The sequence below is a fragment of the Rhizobium sp. BK176 genome (assembly GCF_024808055.1).
This window is the reverse complement of the sequence record NZ_JANUBV010000047.1, coordinates 1-18415: the sequence shown is the minus strand read 5'-3', so window position 1 is coordinate 18415 and position 18415 is coordinate 1. Positions and strand designations below refer to the sequence as shown.

At 58.2% G+C, this 18415-nt stretch carries 16 protein-coding genes and 1 pseudogene; 10 read left to right on the top strand and 7 right to left on the bottom strand.

The genetic code is table 11. The features are described from left to right. Positions 1-131 (bottom strand): annotated as a pseudogene (locus FHT76_RS40400) (electron transfer flavoprotein subunit beta/FixA family protein); the annotation flags it as partial. An 87-nt stretch (positions 132-218) separates the two neighbouring features. Then, a complete protein-coding gene (locus tag FHT76_RS40395; protein ID WP_183758021.1) occupies positions 219-2255 on the bottom strand; it encodes an NADH:flavin oxidoreductase in 2037 nt (678 codons plus the stop codon). 144 nt (positions 2256-2399) lie between these two features. Between FHT76_RS40395 and FHT76_RS40390 the strand changes: the two genes are divergently transcribed. From FHT76_RS40390 to FHT76_RS40345, 10 genes are all read left to right on the top strand, one after another. Beyond that, a complete protein-coding gene (locus tag FHT76_RS40390; RefSeq protein ID WP_183864653.1) occupies positions 2400-3029 on the top strand; it encodes a TetR/AcrR family transcriptional regulator in 630 nt (209 codons plus the stop codon). An 8-nt stretch (positions 3030-3037) separates the two neighbouring features. Beyond that, positions 3038-3832 (top strand): pyrroline-5-carboxylate reductase, encoded by a 795-nt coding sequence (locus FHT76_RS40385; protein WP_183864654.1) that lies wholly within the window; start codon positions 3038-3040, stop codon positions 3830-3832. A 65-nt stretch (positions 3833-3897) separates the two neighbouring features. Next, positions 3898-4899 carry an ABC transporter substrate-binding protein gene (locus FHT76_RS40380; RefSeq protein WP_183864655.1) on the top strand — a complete coding sequence of 334 codons (1002 nt, stop codon included), beginning with the start codon at positions 3898-3900 and terminating at the stop codon, positions 4897-4899. A gap of 101 nt (positions 4900-5000) precedes the next feature. Next, positions 5001-5888: a proline/glycine betaine ABC transporter permease gene (locus tag FHT76_RS40375; RefSeq protein WP_183758029.1), complete on the top strand. Its 888-nt coding sequence runs from the start codon at positions 5001-5003 to the stop codon at positions 5886-5888. Further along, positions 5881-6957, top strand: a complete 1077-nt coding sequence (locus FHT76_RS40370; RefSeq protein ID WP_259131902.1) for a glycine betaine/L-proline ABC transporter ATP-binding protein — start codon at positions 5881-5883, stop codon at positions 6955-6957. Before FHT76_RS40375 ends, FHT76_RS40370 begins: the two co-directional genes overlap by 8 nt. 228 nt (positions 6958-7185) lie before the next feature. Beyond that, entirely contained in the window at positions 7186-9171 is a 1986-nt protein-coding gene (locus FHT76_RS40365) for an FAD-dependent oxidoreductase (RefSeq protein WP_259131900.1), read from the top strand. A 1-nt stretch (position 9172) separates the two neighbouring features. Further along, positions 9173-10171 carry an Ldh family oxidoreductase gene (locus FHT76_RS40360; protein ID WP_259131897.1) on the top strand — a complete coding sequence of 333 codons (999 nt, stop codon included), beginning with the start codon at positions 9173-9175 and terminating at the stop codon, positions 10169-10171. A gap of 1435 nt (positions 10172-11606) precedes the next feature. After that, on the top strand, positions 11607-11939 hold the full coding sequence (locus FHT76_RS40355; RefSeq protein WP_259131895.1) for a hypothetical protein: 333 nt from the start codon (positions 11607-11609) through the stop codon (positions 11937-11939). A 247-nt stretch (positions 11940-12186) separates the two neighbouring features. Further along, entirely contained in the window at positions 12187-12330 is a 144-nt protein-coding gene (locus FHT76_RS40350; protein WP_259131893.1) for a hypothetical protein, read from the top strand. Between the two features lie 211 nt (positions 12331-12541). After that, the gene (locus tag FHT76_RS40345) at positions 12542-13114 is read left to right on the top strand and encodes a cupin (protein WP_405049340.1); all 573 of its coding nucleotides are present in this window, start codon (positions 12542-12544) and stop codon (positions 13112-13114) included. 78 nt (positions 13115-13192) lie between these two features. Here FHT76_RS40345 and FHT76_RS40340 read toward each other — a convergent pair whose 3' ends face one another. The 5 genes from FHT76_RS40340 to FHT76_RS40320 all read right to left on the bottom strand — a co-directional run. Beyond that, positions 13193-15478: a xanthine dehydrogenase family protein molybdopterin-binding subunit gene (locus tag FHT76_RS40340; RefSeq protein WP_259131890.1), complete on the bottom strand. Its 2286-nt coding sequence runs from the start codon at positions 15476-15478 to the stop codon at positions 13193-13195. Then, a complete protein-coding gene (locus FHT76_RS40335) occupies positions 15475-16491 on the bottom strand; it encodes a xanthine dehydrogenase family protein subunit M (RefSeq protein WP_259131888.1) in 1017 nt (338 codons plus the stop codon). Before FHT76_RS40335 ends, FHT76_RS40340 begins: the two co-directional genes overlap by 4 nt. Next, positions 16491-17066: a (2Fe-2S)-binding protein gene (locus tag FHT76_RS40330; protein WP_183758047.1), complete on the bottom strand. Its 576-nt coding sequence runs from the start codon at positions 17064-17066 to the stop codon at positions 16491-16493. The genes FHT76_RS40335 and FHT76_RS40330 overlap by 1 nt, the downstream gene beginning before the upstream one ends. Before the next feature lie 405 nt (positions 17067-17471). Next, on the bottom strand, positions 17472-17912 hold the full coding sequence (locus FHT76_RS40325; protein WP_259131886.1) for an NUDIX hydrolase: 441 nt from the start codon (positions 17910-17912) through the stop codon (positions 17472-17474). A gap of 264 nt (positions 17913-18176) precedes the next feature. Beyond that, positions 18177-18415 (bottom strand): hypothetical protein (locus FHT76_RS40320; protein WP_259131884.1); only part of this gene is annotated, 239 nt, incomplete at its 5' end.

Genomic DNA, 18415 nt, shown 5'->3' with positions numbered 1-18415 from the left:
TCCACCGAGATCTCGTCGAACGGGTTCATCGACATCTTCACATTCGAAAGCTCGACGCCTGTGCCATCCGGCTTCACGCGGATCTTCACGTTGTAATCAACCACCCGTTTCACGGGGACGAGAATTTTCATGAATGCACCTGTTCGTTAGAGTTCGGAAACGAGCCATCGCTTGTCTTCCCTGCGGTACCGAAAGATTCGACAAGTCGCATTCTTGGTCTACAGATCCTTTGCTATGCGCAGGCCATCGTAGATGGCCGCATGGGTATTGCGCGCCGCCACCGCGTCGCCGATCCGGAAGAGCTGGAAAAGTCCTTCCCTATTGCGGACCACCGACTGCGGCTTGCCTTCCAGGAGCTCGTCATAGGAGGTCTCTCCGAGATTGCTCGAAAGCGGCTTGAGGTCGAAGTAGAGCTGATCGAGCGGGATCGTCCCGTGGTTGACGACAATCTGGTCGACGATGCGCTGTTTCGACACACCGCCGTAATCGCTGCCGACCATGGCGACAATCTGGTTTCCCTTCCTTTCAGCGGATTCGAGGCGGAATGTAACTGTGAAGGTCACGTCCAGCTTCTGAAGAGATCGCATGTAAGGGACGAGGTTCATGGCCATGACCTCGGGGGCGAAAGAACGATCGGGCGTCATGATCTCGACCTTCGCGCCCGCCTTGGCCAGGAATTCGGCGGCCTGGAGACCAGCGTGGTCTCCGGCATCGTCGAAGACGAGGACATTCGTGCCGGGCTTCACATCTCCGGAAATGATATCCCAGGACGACACGACAAGATCGTTGCCCCTGGTCAGAACCTCGGTGTGAGGCAGGCCGCCTGTCGCGATGATGACGACGTCGGGTTTCTCCGCCGTGATCGTGTCTGTCTCTGCCCACGTATTGAAATGGAAAGTGACACCGAGTTTTTCGCACTGGGCCATGCGCCAATCGATGATGCTGATCATCTCGCGGCGGCGTTCGCTCTGGGCAGTCAGCCGGATCTGCCCACCCGGATTGCTTGCCGCTTCAAATACGACGACCTCGTGACCGCGCTCGGCGGCGACGCGAGCCGCTTCGAGACCAGCCGGCCCTGCGCCGACTACCACCACTTTCCTGGGGACATCGGTCTTCGGGATCACGTGGGGCATCGTTTGCTCGCGTCCGGTTGCCGCGTTGTGGATGCAGAACGCCATGCCACCCTGGTAGATCCGGTCCAGACAGTAGTTGGCACCAACGCACGGCCGGATGTCTTCTTCCCGTTTCTCGATGATCTTGCGGACGATATGGGGATCTGTCATGTGCGCGCGTGTCATGCCGACCATGTCGACCTTCCCGGCCGCAATGGCGTAACGCGCCGTGGCAACATCCGGGATCTTTGCCGCATGGAAGGTCGGAAAGTTTGTTGCCGCCCTGATTTCGCCGGCGAAGTCGAGATGGGGCGAGTTGGCCATTCCCTGGATCGGAATGACGTCAGTCAGACCCGGATCAGTATCGATATGCCCGCGAATGACGTTCAGGTAGTCGATGAGGCCGCTGTCGCGAAGTCTGCGGGAGATTTCAAGACCTTCCTCCTTGCCAGTGCCGCCGGGAAGGCGTTCGTCAGCGGTGTAGCGGACGCCGAGGATAAATTCGTTCCCGACCCTTTCTCGCATCGCCCTGAAGACGTCGAGACAGAAGCGCATGCGGTTTTCGAGTGACCCTCCGTACGGGCCATCGAGTTCGTTGGTCAGCGGCGATGCGAACTGATCGATCAGATGGCCGTAGGCCTCGAGCTCCACGCCATCCATGCCGCCAGCCTTCATGCGCTCGGCGGCGTCGGCAAAGTCCTTGATGATGCGCTCGATATCCCAATCTTCAAGCTTCTTCGGAAATGCCCGATGCGCGGCTTCACGATGATGGGATGGGGCAACGACCGGGAGCCAGTCCCCCTTATCCCAACGCGTTCGCCTGCCAAGGTGGGTGAGCTGGATCATGATCGCAGCACCCTGCTCGTGGACGGCGTCCGTCATCTCCCTCACCCAGGGTACGATCTCGTCCTTGTATGCCAGAAGATTGTTGAAGACAGGCGGGCTGTCCTTGGACACGGCTGCAGAGCCGGCCGTCATTGTCATCGCAACGCCACCCTTGGCGCGTTCGACCGTATAGGCCCGGTAGCGCTCTTTCGGCATGCCATCCTCTGGATAGGCTGGCTCATGGGATGTCACGATGATGCGATTGCGCAGTCTGAGGTGCTTGAGTTGGTACGGCTGCAGGAGGGGATCGTTCGACATCTGTCGTGCTCCGAATTAGCAATCGGTCAGGACGCTAGGTGGAATGTACATATGTGTCAACATTGAAAACATGAGGGTTAAATTTTATTGACAGTAATGTACATTTTAATTGTGTTGACCTTAACCATTTGCTAGGAGTTGCTCATGGACCAGAGTTTGAGCGACAGTGGCTGGCGTGGATCGCAGGAGGGATGGCTCGAGGCAGCCTATGACGTCCTGCTGGAGTCTGGCATTGATTCCGTGAAGATCCTGCCTCTGGCAAAGAAGCTCAACCTGTCTCGCACGAGCTTTTACTGGTTCTTCAAGGATCGTGAAGAACTTTTGGCCGGACTGGTTGCTCGCTGGCGCGACAAGAATACAGGGTCGATCGTAAAGCAGTCCGAAGCCTATGCGGAAACCCTGGCGGAAGCGATGCTGAATGTCTTCGACTGCTGGCTGGACAGCCGACTGTTCGACAGCAAGTTCGAGTTTGCCGTGCGCAGCTGGGCATTACAGTCCGACGAGATCCTGCGGGAGGTCCAAGAGGCGGATCGAGCACGGATGGATGCGCTTGCCATCATGTTCAAACGCTTTGGGCATTCCGAAATCAGCGCTGATGTTCGCGCCCGGACGACCTACCTGGTGCAGATTGGCTATATCTCGATGCAGTCAAACGAAAGCATCGCACTGCGCATGAAGCGCATCCCTGAATACATCGCGATCTACACGGGCGAAGTCCCTCAGCAGCGAGAGCTTGACCGGTTCTTCGCCAGACACGGCTACAAACCAGGCTAGGGAACGAGATGAGCGGAAAGGTTAGGATCGGGATCATTGGCGGCGCCGGATGGCTTGGCGGTTCCATCGCAGAAGCGATCCTAGCCGCCGGCCTCGCCGATCCCGATGATCTGACACTGTCTTATCGCCGCTCGCAGCCAGATCGCTTTTCCGCGTCGCACTGGACACAAGACAATCAACGTCTCGCGGACAGCTCGGATGTCTTGATCCTGTCGGTACGTCCGCAGGACTGGGGCTCCGTCCCTGTCACAATGCGAGGGAAACTTCTGATTTCGGTCATGGCCGGCATCCCCCTCTGCGCGCTTTCAGAACGGCATGCGACCGAACGGGTTGTCCGAGCCCTCCCCAATGCCGCTGCCGAAGTCTCCCTATCCTATACGCCCTGGATCGCCTCAGCTGGCGTCGATGCCGTTGATCGCAGCCTCGTGCGCAAAATCTTTGGCGCGTGCGGCGTCGAAGATGAAATGAAAAGCGAGAGCGACCTTGACTACCTCACGGGCATGTCGGGCACCGGACCGGCTTTCCCTGCGCTTCTTGCCGCAGCCATGATGGGGCATGCGATTGATCAAGGTTTGCCAGCGGATGTTGCTCGAAGAGCCGTCCTGACGATGCTGATTGGCACGGGGCGCCTGCTGGAACGACGGCAGGACTGTCCGACCGAAATCGTCAGCCGCTTTCTAGAATACCGCGGGGTGACCGCTGCTGGCATCGACGAGATGCGAGCATCAGGATTCGACCAGGCTGTGTTCAATGGACTGGCCGCAGCCTTCAGGAAATCGGTGAGTATGGGAGACGCTTCCTAACGACCGTTGAGGTGGGTTCGCGGCGCCCCGCCCAAAGATAAACGCCGCTAAAAAAGGGAACGATAATGAACAAGTTATTGGCTTCTACGTGCATGGTATTCGGGCTGCTGGGAGCGGCCTCCTACGCAAATGCGGCGGACTGTGGCAGCGTTACGATCGCGAGCATGAATTGGCAGAGCGCGGAAGTTCTGTCGAACCTCGATAAGATCATCCTGAACGAGGGATATGGTTGCAGCGCAGAAATCACCGTTGGCGACACCGTTCCGACCATCACCTCAATGGCCGAAAAAGGCGAGCCAGACATTGCTCCCGAAGCCTGGATCGATCTTCTTCCGGATGTCGTGAAGAAGGGCACGGATGAAGGGCGCATCGTCAAGGTCGGCTCGCCACTTCCCGATGGCGGCATTCAGGGTTGGTGGATCCCGAAATATCTGGCAGACGCCCATCCGGATCTGAAGACGATCCCCGACATGCTGAAGCACCCGGAACTGTTCCCGGACGCCGAGGATGCGTCGAAGGGAGCAATTTACAACGGACCGCAGGGCTGGGGCGGCACAGTGGTCACCTCTCAGCTCTACAAGGCGTTTGATGCTGAAAAAGCAGGCTTCAAGCTTGTCGACACCGGTTCTGGTGCCGGTCTCGATGGCTCGATCGCAAAGGCCTACGAGCGCAAGCAGGGTTGGGTCGGCTATTACTGGGCCCCGACTGCGTTGCTTGGCAAGTACGAAATGGTGAAGCTCGACGCCGGTGTTCCAGCCGATGCCGCCGAGTGGAAACGCTGCAACACCGTTGCAGACTGCGGCGATCCGAAGCCGAACGCTTGGCCGGTCGACACGATTGTCACGCTGGTTGCAAAGCCCTTCTCCGAAAAGGCGGGACCTGATGTGATGTCCTACCTCGAGAAGCGTTCGTGGAGCAATGATACGGTCAACAAGCTCATGGCCTGGATGACCGACAATCAGGCGAGCGGGGAGGACGGCGCCAAGCACTTCCTGAAGGAAAACAAGGACATCTGGACAAAGTGGGTGTCGGAAGACGCTGCGAAAAAAATCGAAGCCTCGCTTTGATTGGTTGAATGGGCGGCGCGTTTGGACACGCGCCGCCACTTCACAAGCCGGAAAGTAACCAGGAGACTTGTCACGGCTCTTTCAGAGAAAAGGGGAACCGCATGGAATGGTTTTACAAATTTCCGCACATGAACGACGATAGTCTTCGTGACCTCAAAAAGATGATCGACGACGGATTTCGAGGTTTCACGAGGGCATATGGCGACTCCATCGAGACCTTCTTTTCTCCGTTGCAGCACTTTCTGATCGCTGTTGACCGGTTCATGACCCAGACGCCGTGGCCGATCATAACACTGATGGTCCTCGTGATCGCATGGCTGGGAAGCCGCAGCCTGAAGATTGTGCTCGGCTGTCTCGTAACGCTGCTGCTCATCGGCTACTTCGACATGTGGGACGACACCATGCGGACCGTCTCGATGATCTTCGTCTGTACGGTCCTGTCGATCGCACTTGGCCTGCCGATCGGCATTCTGATGGCACGATCGGACCGGTTCCAGCGCGTTGTCCATCCAATCCTCGACGTGATGCAGACAATGCCGAGCTTCGTCTACCTGATTCCTGTTGTCATGCTGCTCGGGATCGGACGCGTGCCGGGTCTCATCGCTGTCGTGATCTATGCGATCCCGCCGATGATCCGATTAACTGACCTCGGCATCCGGCTGGTCGACAAGGACGTCCTTGAGGCCGCCGATGCCTTTGGCGTTTCGAATTCCCAGAAGCTCTTCAAGGTGCAGATGCCGCTGGCCCTCCCCACCATCATGGCCGGGATCAATCAGACCATCATGATGGCGCTGGCGATGGTCGTGGTGGCCTCGATGATCGGCGTCCAGGGCCTTGGACAACCGGTGCTGAAGGCGATTGCCAATCAGTACTTCACCCTCGGCATTTTCAACGGCCTTGCCATTGTCGGCATCGCAATCATCTTTGATCGAGTCAGCCAGGCATACGGCAAGCGGCTCCAGAAGCATCGGGAGATCGTCCATGGCTGATCATGTTTTTGGCGGCATCAGGATCCGCCATCTGTTCAAGATCTTCGGTCCGAACGCGCGGTCCCATATTGAGGCGGTTCAGAAAGGCCTGACCAAGACCGAATTGAACCGGAAATACGGCCACGTGCTCGGCCTGCGCGACATCAATATCGAAATGCCGTCGGGCTCGATCCAGGTCATCATGGGCCTTTCCGGTTCGGGAAAGTCGACGCTCATTCGGCATATCAACCGGCTGATCGATCCGACCGCCGGCGAAGTGCTCGTCGACGGTGTCGACGTGGTCAAGATGGATGAATCCGAACTCCGGACGTTCCGCCGGCACCAGACGGCTATGGTGTTTCAGAAGTTCGCGCTCCTGCCGCATCGCAACGTCCTCGACAATACGCTCTTTGGTCTCGAGGTCCAGGGTGTAGAGCGTTCGAAGGCCGTCGACGTCGCCATGCGATGGCTGGAGCGTGTGGGTCTGAAGGGCTTTGAGGAGAAGTACCCGAACCAGCTTTCAGGTGGCATGCAGCAGCGCGTCGGCTTGGCTCGCGCCCTTTCGAATGACGCGCCGGTGCTCTTGATGGATGAAGCCTATTCGGCACTCGACCCGCTGATCCGCACGGATATGCAGACTGTTCTCATCGACATCCAGCAAGAGATAAAGAAAACCATCGTCTTCATCACACATGATCTCGATGAGGCACTGAGGTTGGGGGATCAGATCGCCATTCTGCGCGATGGCGAAATCATCCAGCAAGGCACAAGCCAGGACATCGTGTTGCGGCCGGCCGATGAGTATGTCTCCAATTTTGTGAAGGAGGTGAACCGCGGCCGCGTCGTCCAGGTGAGTGCCATCATGAGCCCCTTGCGGGCCGGTGCTCCCATCGGTGGCTACACCATCGACGCCTCGACGACCGTTGAGGAGGCCGTTCGCCAGCTTGCGTCGGTTCCCGAAGGCGATGTGACCGTCATCGGTGAAGGATCCCGTCCCGTTGGCGTTGTCACGTTCCGCCAACTTGCAACTGCAATGGTCAACTCGGACACTGCCCAACCGCACGAGGGTGTCATTGCCCTCGTCCGGTGAGGCTATAGCAAAATATCTGACCCTCGTGCTCGCCGAACGCGAGCATGAGGTCTCGTGACCGGTCAATTTCAGTGGATCGCGGTTTTGCGATCGAGATCCCTGGAAGCAAGTTCTCCTGAAAGGCGTTCTGGGTGTGCTCCACCAGGCTCCCATCTCCCTGCCCTCTAGCCCGTTGACACCCAAGACCCCTCGTTTAACCCAAGCAGTGACCTGCCTCCGGGAGTGGCTATGCCCGAAACATTTCCCCGCCTCTTCAGCCCGCTTCAGATTCGTGGGCATACGCTTCGCAATCGGATTGTCTTTGGCGCCCATACAGCCAACATGGCCTTCGATGGGCTGCCGACGGAGCGCCATGTCTCCTACTACGCTGAACGTGCAATCGGCGGCGCTGCAATGATCGTCGTCGAACCGATGCCGGTCCATGCGTCAGCCGTTCTGACCCGAGGAAACTTCCGGCACTCTGATGACAGTGTCATCCCGCATTTCGAGAAGGTTGTCAGCGCCATAAAGGACAATGGCGCAGTGGCGATCCAGCAGCTCTATCACGTCGGAGCGCACGGTGATTCCGACAACTCCTTCCACCCGCACTGGTCGCCATCAGGTCTGCCGAGCTACCACGACAGTGACGGCTCGCATCCGATGACCGAGGCCGAGATCCTCGAGACGATCGACGGCTTCGTCCAGGCCGCACGACGATGCCACGAGGCCGGCTTCGATGGTGTCGAGGTCTGGGCAGCCTATCTTGGCATGGTCGACCAGTTCTGGACGCCCTGGAGCAATCGACGCGACGACCAGTGGGGAGGTTCGCTCGAAAACCGAACGCGCATGTCTCGCGAGATTCTTGCGCGGATCAGGGAGACCTGCGGACCGGACTTCATCATAGGCATTGCAGTCAGCGACGAGCCGGATGTCAAGGCGGCCCTCCAGCGAGACGAGCTTGCGGAGATTGTGAAGCTTCACGACGATCTCGGTCTTATCGACTACGTCACGTGTGGATCGGGCGGCTACCTCGATTTCTACAAGCTGATGCCGACGTTCATCTATCCCGAAAAGCTCGGCGCCGATCTTGCCGCATATCTCAAGAAGGTTGTCAAAAACGCCGTCGTCATCGCCGAAAGCCATATCCGGACCCCTGAAAATGCCGAGACCGTCCTTGGCGAAGGCGCATCCGACCTTGTCTCACTCGTTCGTGGGCAGATCGCCGATCCCCATTTGGCGCGCAAGGCAAGCGAAGGGCGTGCCGACGACATCCGGGGCTGCATATCCTGCAATCAGATGTGCTGGGGGCGCCGGTCGAGGGACTACTGGATAAGCTGTCTGATCAACCCTTCAGCGGGGCGTGAATTCGAATGGAACGGCGATCGCTTTAGCAGGACATCAGACCCAAAACGCGTCCTTGTCATCGGTGGCGGGCCGGCAGGTCTTGAGGCCGCAAGAGTTGCGGCGGAACGCGGCCACAAGGTCGTCCTCTCCGAAGCCGGAACGCGTCTGGGTGGCAACTTTCTGCTTGCAGGACTGCAGCCGAGGCGCGCGCAGATCCTTGATCTGCTCGCCTGGTATGAACGCCAACTGGAAAAGCTCGGTGTTGAGGTCAGGCTGAATACCTATGTGGAAGCCGATGACATCGACCCATCAAAGGTGGACGTCGTCATCGTTGCGACCGGGTCCTATTCGCCGGAGACCGGATTTCAGAAAGCCTTACCAACGATGGAAAGGATGCCCGGCTTCGACAAGAGTGGCGTTTTCACCGTCGAAGCCGTCATGGCCAGACAGGCAAGGCCGGGCAAACAGGTGCTTCTGCTGGATGAGGCCGGTGGTTGGCGCGGCTGCGGAACGGCCTGGAAGCTTGCGGAGGACGGCCATCGCGTTACCATCGTCACACCCGATCCGCTTGTCGGGAAAGAGCTTCAGAGAACGGCTGTCGATGTGCCGATGCGACAAGCCCTGAAAAAGCTTGGGGTTCAATGGACTACCGAAGTCAGCATCGTCGAATGGCACGGAAACGGCGCGACTGTTCTGGACCACAACAGCGGTGAACACAGCTTCATGGAAGCGGACGCACTTGTTATCGCGACGACCAATCACGCAATGGACTGGCTGATACCTGGCCTGACAAAACTGGGCGTCGTCGTTAGACAGATCGGCGATTGCGCGGCACCGCGGCAGGCTCCCTATGCGTTCTACGAAGGCAGGAAGACGGGATTGGAAATCTGACATGTCCGACGACGTCGTGCTCAAACGAAGGGATGCCGAGGAACTCGCCATGAAAGCTTGCCTGGCCTCCGGCGCAGACAAGTCGAGCGCACGTTCGCTCGTCGAAGCCACACTGTCGGCAGCAAGTTACGGGCCGCCAACGCTCGGCTTTCCACACCTCGTGGACTATCTCAATGGTTTCCGTCAAGGACGGATAAATTGCAACCCAACACCACGGCTGGACCGCGCCTTTCCTGCCTTCCTCGTTTCAGACGCAGATCGCGGCATCGCGCAGCTGGGCTTTGATCTCGCTTTTCCAGATCTGCTCGACGCGGCCCGTAAATTCGGGATTGCCGTCTTGACGCAGACGAACAGCTATACCGCTGGCGAACTCGGATACTATGTCCGAAGGCTTTGCGATGAAGGCATTATCGGACTGGCCGCGACAAACGCAAATGCCATGATGGTGGCCAAGGCCGGGGGCAAAGTGGTCTACAGCACAAATCCGATGGCATTCGGATTTCCGCTCGGCGACCACACGCCGCCGCTCATTATTGACCAGGCATCCAGCGCGACTGCTTTCGTCAACATTATAAGAGCTGCCGAAGAAGGAAAAGCGATCCCCGAGGGCTGGGCAGTGGACGAAGACGGTCACCCGACCGATGAAGCCTCAAAGGCGCTGATGGGAGCCCTGTTGCCGTTCGGCGGGCGCAAGGGCGCCAATGTCGCGCTTCTGGTGGAGATGCTGGCGGCTGGTCTGTCGGGCGGCCCCTGGTCGCTGGACACGCCAGATTTCAGGTCGGGAACTCAGTCCCCTGCTGTTGGTTTGACCGTGATCGCAATTATGCCAAGGGAAAATGCAGAAACGCAAATTGAGCGTGCCCGCGCCCAGGTTCGTCGTCTCCAGGACTACGGTGTGTTCGTCCCGGGAGTGAGCGGGAGGGACCCAGCACCGCTTCCATTGGAACTCACCATCCCTCATAATGTCTTCGAAAAGATCGGGGCCATCATCGCCACGTAGAGGAACGTTAACGCCAGCATGTAGTGGCTCGTCATGGATTGGTCCGGGTTGGTTTGCCATTCGCCGCATTTGCCTCAATTGGTAAACGCGGCTCTCCACGTGCCTTAAGCGGAGGACGAGGCACTGGATCCGATCAGGTTTTTCAGTCCGCTATGCATCAGAGAAGCGGGGGTATCAGCGACACCCGCGAAAATCTCCCGCAGCAAATCAGCCAGGAGGTTCACCACCAGTGGCGAGTGACGCTGTTTGGGTTTCAAGAGCCAAAGGTCAACTTGCCCGGCTGGCTGCAATGGCTTTCGAACCGCCCTCGAACTGTCGAGATCTAGCCCGACATACCATTGCGTGGCCCCCATTGAACAGAAGGTCATTATGTTCGACAGCTCCATGCATGATGTGAGCCTTCCTGATGCGCTTAACCACTGGTGTTTCCTCTTCCGTTGGTGATCAATGAATTGTTTCGGGCGATCTCCCCGAACTATAAGCGGCAAGCCGACCGAGTTGCCGTTAACCGCATTTTCGCTGACGAGTAAATCAACCTTTCACAATAGGCCGCGTCGAACGTGCGAAGGCCTTTGCTAGCCGTGAACTCGACCAGGAATGGAGGCCGGACCCGTGAAGTCTGCGAGAAGCTGGAAGCCGTGCGCGGATGACGGCTCGGACAAACAACACCTGCTGCAGGTCCGCATTTACATTACCGACATGACCAAAAGGGAAGAATGCAAAGGCATGGTTGGCTTGGTACGCGGAAGAAGATCTTCCTGCGCGCGCCACTATTGGCGTCGCTGACCTCGGTGATGCTCGCCGGTTGGTCGAAATCACGGCAAGTGCGGCCGTAAAGGAGGCCTAGCCACGGAACCACCAGGTATCTTCCGCCCGGAGCATGCTTGCGGGGCCACTCACCTGTTCGAGGTGTGCCCCTCACCATTAGTATTAGCGGCTCTGGAAACAATCCCCTGCGACACCAAATTACATGAGGCGCTCGGCCATCGACCCCCCGATGACCAGCGCAGGTCGGCTCGCACAGCAGCATTAGCCCCGGCACGCGAGCCGGCCACCCTCTCAACCAAAGCGCGCTGATAGAGCAGAAGCCCAGGTACTCTTCCTGCAAGAGTCGCCGCTACTCCATCAGTCTTCAAAAGAGCCGCCTTTCCGTCCTGCGTACTCGCTTTCCTCCTTTCTCACTCTGCCGGTTTTAACTATTAGTGATTTGTAAAATACCACATAAAGACGAACTATAGGACTTTAACGCGTTCAGGTTTCGGAGCCGACCCCAGCCCCTCCGAAACCAAACAAGCGTACGGCTTGGGCCTAGGCGAATTGGTCCAGCCGTACGCGTCTCTGCCTTGTGGCAGCCTAATCGAAAGGCGAACTCGCCAATAGCTGGCAATACTGCTAGGTTTGATATAGCCGCAACGTCGACGTGTTAGGGGGAGGCATGGCAAGCATCTCTACCAAACCGGATTTCGTCTCCGAACTCGTTCGGGCCGTAAACCAAATCCACCTGCTCACTCCCAGCGAGCGAAAAGATCTGGTCGTCCGCGGCGTTGCCAGCATCCGCGAGCTGCAACATACACTTGATGCCAGTGGAGTGGATACACCGATGGCATCCCGCACATTGCGTGATGTGGAGACGTTGATTGCCGAGATGGACGATACTCCCAACGAACTCGTTGCCGCCGCTTTCGTCGTTTTATGTGACCAAATAAACAGGCTCCTGAGGATCTGTGAGACCACATCTGCGAACGAAGACGGTGAAGTGCCTGCCTAAGCGGTTTTTTCGTTATGGCATTTCAAATCTCCTTTCATCTCCGCGCGCCCTGGTCGCACTCAAAATCCTGAGAGCTCGCGCTAACGCCATCCAAAAACCGGCATCACGACATGCCTGATACCTAGGCAAGGTCCCGCCAGACCTGATGGGAGCCTCACGCTGTCTTTCAGTGTCTACAGATAAGTGTTCGATCCAAGGTCGCACTCAGGCGTTCATGTCGTTTAGTAATACGCATCGAGGTGGCGATATGCGAGATTTTGAAAACAAACGCGAAAACGACGAAACGCCAACGCCTGCACCGCTGCCTGAGGGCGAGGAGTTCTTCGACCCTTGGGAGGAAGAATTCCGCAAGAGCTTCTCCAAGGACGATAAGGACTTCGATTTTTCCTAATACCGCTATTTCTGTCCAATGATCCGGGACAAATCGATCCTCATCCCGGCCCCGGCGGCGTTTTGCCGCGCGGCCGCTTGTGAAGCGTCGGGTATCCATGCAGGTGGAGCGACGAAGCTAAGGGAAGATTGGATGTTGATGCCTCCAATGCTTCCCAGAAGGTCGCCATCCGCCGGCATGTGGGAACGACTCGCGTCATCCGGGATTTAGAGTGAGCAAGCATCATCCACCCAGCATCGTTGGTTGCGGTCGTAGAAGGGTTAAAGCGATGGAAGTCCACACGAAACTTCTTCCGAAAAGTGAGTGGGTGCCGAATAATTCGCTGCTGCCTCTCATCGTCTACAAGTCAGCAGTCGATGCAACGGGCGACGCCGCGCAACGGTTCGAGGCCTTGTTTCAGGAAAATGGCTGGACTGGAATCTGGCGGAACGGGATATTCGATTATCAACATTACCATGTATACGCGCATGAGGTCCTGGGGATTGCGAGGGGGAAAGCTTCCGTCCAGCTCGGTGGACCTGCAGGGATCAGTTATGCTGTAAATGCCGGGGATTGCCTGGTCTTGCCCGCTGGGACGGGGCACTGCCTTGTCGCGGCAAGCGACGATTTCCTGGTGGTTGGTGCTTATCCGCCTGGCCAACATGCGGATATCAAGAGGTCAGGCGCAACTGAGGAGGAGCTCACGGCTATAAAAAACTTGCCTCTTCCCCCAACCGATCCCCTGACGGGCCATCCCGAGCCCTTGCTGAAGCACTGGCGATCACCGAACGCGGATCAGATCTGAGGCAAAGCCCGGTTCGCTTTCCCCAGTGCGTGCAGGTTCGGTCATTCCCGAGAGATTTGCTTGATGAACGTCAGTGGTTCAGGAAAGCAGACTGTCGATGCGAATTGGCAACTGCCTGACACGCTTTCCTGTCGCGTGAAACACGGCGCTCGCGACCGCTGCAGCGGTACCGACATTGCCAAGCTCACCTAGCCCCTTCACGCCAGCGGGGTTGACGTCGTTGTCGGTCTCGGGGACCAGGATGACCTTAACCTCCCCGATGTCGGCGTTCACTGGTACGAGATAATCCTGCAGGTCGCGATTGACGACACGCGCGCTCCTATGATCGAATTCGGTCGCCTCGTGGAGGGCTGACGAGATGCCCCAGATCATGCCTCCCATCAGCTGGCTGCGTGCGGTTCTGGTATTCATGATCCTTCCGCCCGCAAAGGCACCAACAATGCGCGGGACTCGGATTTCGCGCGTGCGACGATGGATGCGCACCTCGACGAATTCGGCCCCAAAGGCATATTTCATCATCTCGCCCTTCTCACCGCTCACCATCTCCATATTGCCCTTGTAGAGCTTGGAGACGGCCTCCGGAGAAGCTGTGTCCGGACGAAATTCCGTGTATTGCTCGATAACGCCGCTTCCGAGATTTTTGAAGGCATCCCTCAGGTCCTGCGAGGCGTTGCCGGCAATCAACCTGCCTCCCTTGAAGCCTATCGATCGCGGATCGCTTCCTGCCAGGGGTCCGTCGTTTGCCGTGACTACGGCTCGTGTGAGCTTGTCGCGGATTTCGCCACATGCCTTGATGATGGCTGACGATACGCTTGCAGTCGTATTGGATCCGCCAGCGACCGGGGCAGGCGGTAGGCGTGTGTCACCCATCTCCACCTCGACCACGACTGGATCGAGACCCAACTGCTCGGCGACAAGCTGAGCCGCGACTGTGCGGATGCCCGTTCCAATCTCGTGAGACGCCGTCTGTATCCGCGCGTGACCGTCATCGGTCAGCGTGATCCGGACCGCGCATGGCGCGACGTTGGAGGGATAAACTGCCGTGGCGCAACCCATGCCAATCAGCCAGTCACCATCCTGCGTGCTGCCGACCTGCGGATTTCGACTGGACCAGCCAAATTCGCGTGCTGCCTGATCGTAGCACTCCATTAGGGACCGGCTTGAAAATGGCTTGCCCTCGATCGCATCCCTGCTCGCATCGTTAATCCGGCGAAATTCGACCGGATCCATGTCGAGAGCGACCGCCATTTCGTCCATCGCACTTTCGAGCGCGTAGACGTAAGGGGTCTCCGGTGGCGATCGCATGTAACTTGGTGTCGGTCGGTCGGCCTTCACCAGGAAGACCTTGGTCAGGACCGAGCCGTAGTTATAAATGCGTCCAGTGGTTTTCGTGCCGCCGACGACATAAGGATCGGGACGCGATGTCACCTCCCACCCCTCGTGCTGAAAGGCCAAAATCCGGCCGTCGCGCGCAGCGCCCATCCTGACATGATGACGGGTCTCGGCGCGATATGTTTGGGTCGTGAATGCCTGCGGCCGCGTCACGACGCAGCGTACCGGCCTGCCCAACCTTCGCGCCGCCAGCGCGACGATTGCCGTGCGCGGCGTGATCGGTCCCTTTGAGCCGAAGGCTCCACCAATATAAGGGCTAACCACTCGCACGCGGTCGGGTTCGATCCTCAGCTGCCGGGCTATTTCCACCTTCCAGCCATAGACATTCTGCGACGGCTCGTAGACGGTCAAATTATCACCCTGCCAATAGGCGGTCGTTGAAAACAGCTCGATCGGATTGTGGTGGTGCGTCGCCATGCCGTATTCGGCATCGACCTTTACATCCGCCTTGGCAAAATTGGCGTCGAAATCGCCGGCCTTTACGTCTTTGCCGAATTCCTCGCTTGCCTGCGCTGCAGCAACCGTTTCCGTTCCGTCCGACCCGAAACCTGTACTCGGTTGCTCTTCCTCGTAGTCGGCGTTGATGCGCATTGCCGCTTCGCGGGCGACCTCGACCGTCTCGGCCACCACAAGAGCGATAATCTGGCCGTCATGCCAGATCTTCGTATCGTGCAATGGACCGATCGATGTCGATCCGGAGGTTCCAAATTCCGGCGGCTCCAGCTCCTTGCCCACGTCCTCGTGCGTTAGCACGTCGAGCACGCCGGGAATGGCACGTGCGTCTTCGAGGTGAAGCCCCTTGATCCGGCCACAAGCGATAGCGCTCGTGACGAGATACCCATGAGCGATATTGTTGAGCGGGATGTCGGCGGGATAGGATGCCTTGCCCATGACCTTGAGCCGGCCGTCCACGCGCGCAAGCGGCGGTCCCATGTTTTCGCCTGGCGTTGGCGCAGCTTCACTCTTGCTCATAAGCTCATCTCCCGGACTTCCATCAGAGCGCGCACCAGCGTCTGCTTTCCCAATTCGACCTTGAATGAATTGTGTTCCCGAGGCTTTGCTTCCGCAAAGGCCGCATCCGCCGCGGCATTTGCGGCTTCCTCGGTCAGCGGTCGCCCCCGCAGCACGTCCTCGGCTGTTACCGCACGCCAGGGCACGGTCGCCAGTCCTCCGAGACCGATGCGCACGTCACGCACATTTTTATCATCGAGATCGAGAGCGACCGCGGTCGAGGCCAATGCAAATGCATAGGATTGGCGATCACGGACCTTCAGATATGTGGACCTTGAAGCCCATTGAGGAATTTGGACGATGATGGCGGTAATCATCTCGTCGGGCCGCAGGACCGTTTCAATGTCAGGCCGGTCCTCCGGCAGACGATGCAGTTCAGAAATCGGGAGGCGACGGTTGGCATCCCGGCCCTGGATCTCGATCGAGGCGTCCAGCGCGATCAGGGCTTGTGCGAAATCGCCATGATATGTTGCGATGCAAGAATCGCTTACACCGAGGATCGCATGCTGCCGGTTGAAGCCGTCCATCGCCGAGCAGCCGGAACCTGGAAGGCGCTTGTTGCAGGGCCAGGAGATTTCGCGAAAATACTCGCACCGTGTCCTCTGCAGCAGGTTGCCGCCGAGCGTCGCCATGTTTCGGATCTGGCGACTGGCTGCAAGCTTCAGGCTCTCGCTCAGCATCGGGCATCGCCGGTTGATTTCGGCGTGGTCCTCCGCCTCACTCATCCGCACCAGGGCGCCAAGCCGGAGTTCCGAACCCTCGAGTGCGATCGTACGCATGGCGGTTTCCTGGATCGGGTTGATGTCCACAAGTCGAGAGGGACGATTGACTCCGAGCCGCATGTAGTCGGACATGTTCGTACCGCCAGCAATAAATTGCGACGGGGCATCGGTTGGGGGCTGCTGATTGACCTCTTCCATTGCTGAAAGAGCTTCGTGCAGCGTGTCGGCCCTCTCGTAGATGAAGGGTAGCATCAGACCTTCTCCATCTCTTCACGGGCCTGTTTTACGGCTTCAACGATGTTGGGATAGGCAGCGCACCGACAGATGTTACCGCTCATGTATTCCCGGATATCTGCGTCGCTGTCTGCATGACCCTCCTTAACGCAGGCAACACCAGAGATGATCTGGCCGGGGGTACAGTAGCCACACTGAAAGGCATCGCAGTCGATGAACGCCTGTTGCATCGGGTGCAGCGTTCCGTCGGCAGAACAAAGACCTTCGATGGTCGTGATCTCGCGACCCTGGTTCATCGCGGCAAAGCTTATGCAGGATAACGTCCGCTCACCATCCGTCAGAACAGTGCAAGCGCCGCATTGTCCGTGATCGCAGCCTTTCTTCGTGCCGGTCAGGCCCGCGTGGTCGCGAAGGAGGTCCAGAAGCGAGGTGCGGCTGTCGACATTGAATTGATACGACTGCCCATTTATCCGCATGGATATCGCCACAGCCTCGTCTGCATTGCGCCTCTCGGATTCCTGGGCTTGCCCTGAAGCTGCGGTGGCTCCTTTGAGCGGGATGGCTGCAGCGGCAACCGTGATTGTGCCTGTCATGAGGGTTCGCCTGGTAAGGCCGGCACTTCCGGCGTGCGTGGGTGAAGGCATGCGGTCGTCCAACGTTCTTCAGATTTCGTTTGCCCGCCCCAGCCAACGAGGCTTGTCGACCGTGCGCTAACCTCTCCTCGGCGAAAGAGTTCCAAGGCGCGGTTGGTTTTTCCTGGCTTGCTTGCCCTGGCCCGAAGCCAATTTCGCTGAGTTTGCGATCTCCCGATCTGAAAACATTCTCAAGACCGACAGCGGGCGATGCCGATTGCACCTGTGCCGGCCCGATACCACGAACTCTCCACCACTTAGAGTGAGGCTTTGTGAGTTTCGATTACTATCGAGACGTAAGGCGATCAAGCGGACGGCAGCCGCGTCGGGTTCGCGGCGTCAGCTGGTCTTGCAGCTTGCGTGCTTCTACATCAGTCTTCGCAGAAGTGCGCGCAAGCCCGGCTGGCCCGCTTCGACCGCGGCATCGTTAATTGGAAACCATCTGGTTATCCGTGTCGCCTGCTCAGGGAAAGTATCGGCGACCGACGTCACATGGATGATGTGCGAGGTCACCTTGTATCGCTGCCGGTTGGTGTCCTTGACATAGGTGAAAGCACCGAACGGTCGGACTGCCACCCGGCCGCGTATTCCGGCCTCTTCGAACGCTTCCCGCTCAGCGGCCGCATGGGTCGTTTCGGTACCTTCGATATGACCTTTCGGCAGACCCCAGCGCCCATTTCGCTTGCTGCCGACAAGCAGAATCTCAACGCCTTCTTCAGTGCGCCTGAGACAGACCGCACCCGCCTGTTGAATGTCCGGGAGCCGGTGCGACAAAATGGATTGATAGTCCGGGGTGCTCTCTAACATAGCATCGCCTCAGCTTGGCAATCACCGGCATCCGGGGACCCTCTAGACCGGTCGGGGCTGGAGTGTCCACTGAAATGGGTTCATAGTTCAAGCGATGAAAAGTTGAATTGTTTGCCGACTAAAAACGTTCCAGGTTTACGCTGGAAAGGAGCGGGTCATGGCGGAAGTTGAACCAAAGCTCGAGCTGGTGACCTCGGACAGAGACAAATTGCTTGCCTGCGATCTCCTCGGCAAGCCGGATGAGACAATTACCCAGAACGCGGTCTAAAAACTCGAAAGTCGAAGCCGTGCTCGACCGGGGAGATGTGTCCGCCGGCGAGCACTGAAAGCTGCCTTCAGCGCTTCCAAGGCCAGTGCTTCTGCCTTGATCTCCTCAAGCCTGGCTTCCAGCTCCGCCAGCTTGCCCTTCGATCGTGCCCACTGCAGTGGTGTAACTGGACGGCTCTGGTCCCATGCTCTCCGGCGTGAGCCGGACTGATCAACGTGCCACTGCCGGCAAGCTG

Excerpts from the sequence above, each read along its gene's own strand:
- FHT76_RS40370 (WP_259131902.1), top strand. The coding sequence starts at position 5,881 with ATGGCTGATCATGTTTTTGGCGGCATCAGGATCCGCCATCTGTTCAAG.
- FHT76_RS40395 (WP_183758021.1), bottom strand. The coding sequence starts at position 2,255 with ATGTCGAACGATCCCCTCCTGCAGCCGTACCAACTCAAGCACCTCAGA.
- FHT76_RS40360 (WP_259131897.1), top strand. The coding sequence starts at position 9,173 with ATGTCCGACGACGTCGTGCTCAAACGAAGGGATGCCGAGGAACTCGCC.
- FHT76_RS40390 (WP_183864653.1), top strand. The coding sequence starts at position 2,400 with ATGGACCAGAGTTTGAGCGACAGTGGCTGGCGTGGATCGCAGGAGGGA.
- FHT76_RS40355 (WP_259131895.1), top strand. The coding sequence starts at position 11,607 with ATGGCAAGCATCTCTACCAAACCGGATTTCGTCTCCGAACTCGTTCGG.
- FHT76_RS40350 (WP_259131893.1), top strand. The coding sequence starts at position 12,187 with ATGCGAGATTTTGAAAACAAACGCGAAAACGACGAAACGCCAACGCCT.
- FHT76_RS40385 (WP_183864654.1), top strand. The coding sequence starts at position 3,038 with ATGAGCGGAAAGGTTAGGATCGGGATCATTGGCGGCGCCGGATGGCTT.
- FHT76_RS40335 (WP_259131888.1), bottom strand. The coding sequence starts at position 16,491 with ATGCTACCCTTCATCTACGAGAGGGCCGACACGCTGCACGAAGCTCTT.
- FHT76_RS40365 (WP_259131900.1), top strand. The coding sequence starts at position 7,186 with ATGCCCGAAACATTTCCCCGCCTCTTCAGCCCGCTTCAGATTCGTGGG.
- FHT76_RS40325 (WP_259131886.1), bottom strand. The coding sequence starts at position 17,912 with ATGTTAGAGAGCACCCCGGACTATCAATCCATTTTGTCGCACCGGCTC.
- FHT76_RS40375 (WP_183758029.1), top strand. The coding sequence starts at position 5,001 with ATGGAATGGTTTTACAAATTTCCGCACATGAACGACGATAGTCTTCGT.
- FHT76_RS40330 (WP_183758047.1), bottom strand. The coding sequence starts at position 17,066 with ATGACAGGCACAATCACGGTTGCCGCTGCAGCCATCCCGCTCAAAGGA.
- FHT76_RS40340 (WP_259131890.1), bottom strand. The coding sequence starts at position 15,478 with ATGAGCAAGAGTGAAGCTGCGCCAACGCCAGGCGAAAACATGGGACCG.
- FHT76_RS40380 (WP_183864655.1), top strand. The coding sequence starts at position 3,898 with ATGAACAAGTTATTGGCTTCTACGTGCATGGTATTCGGGCTGCTGGGA.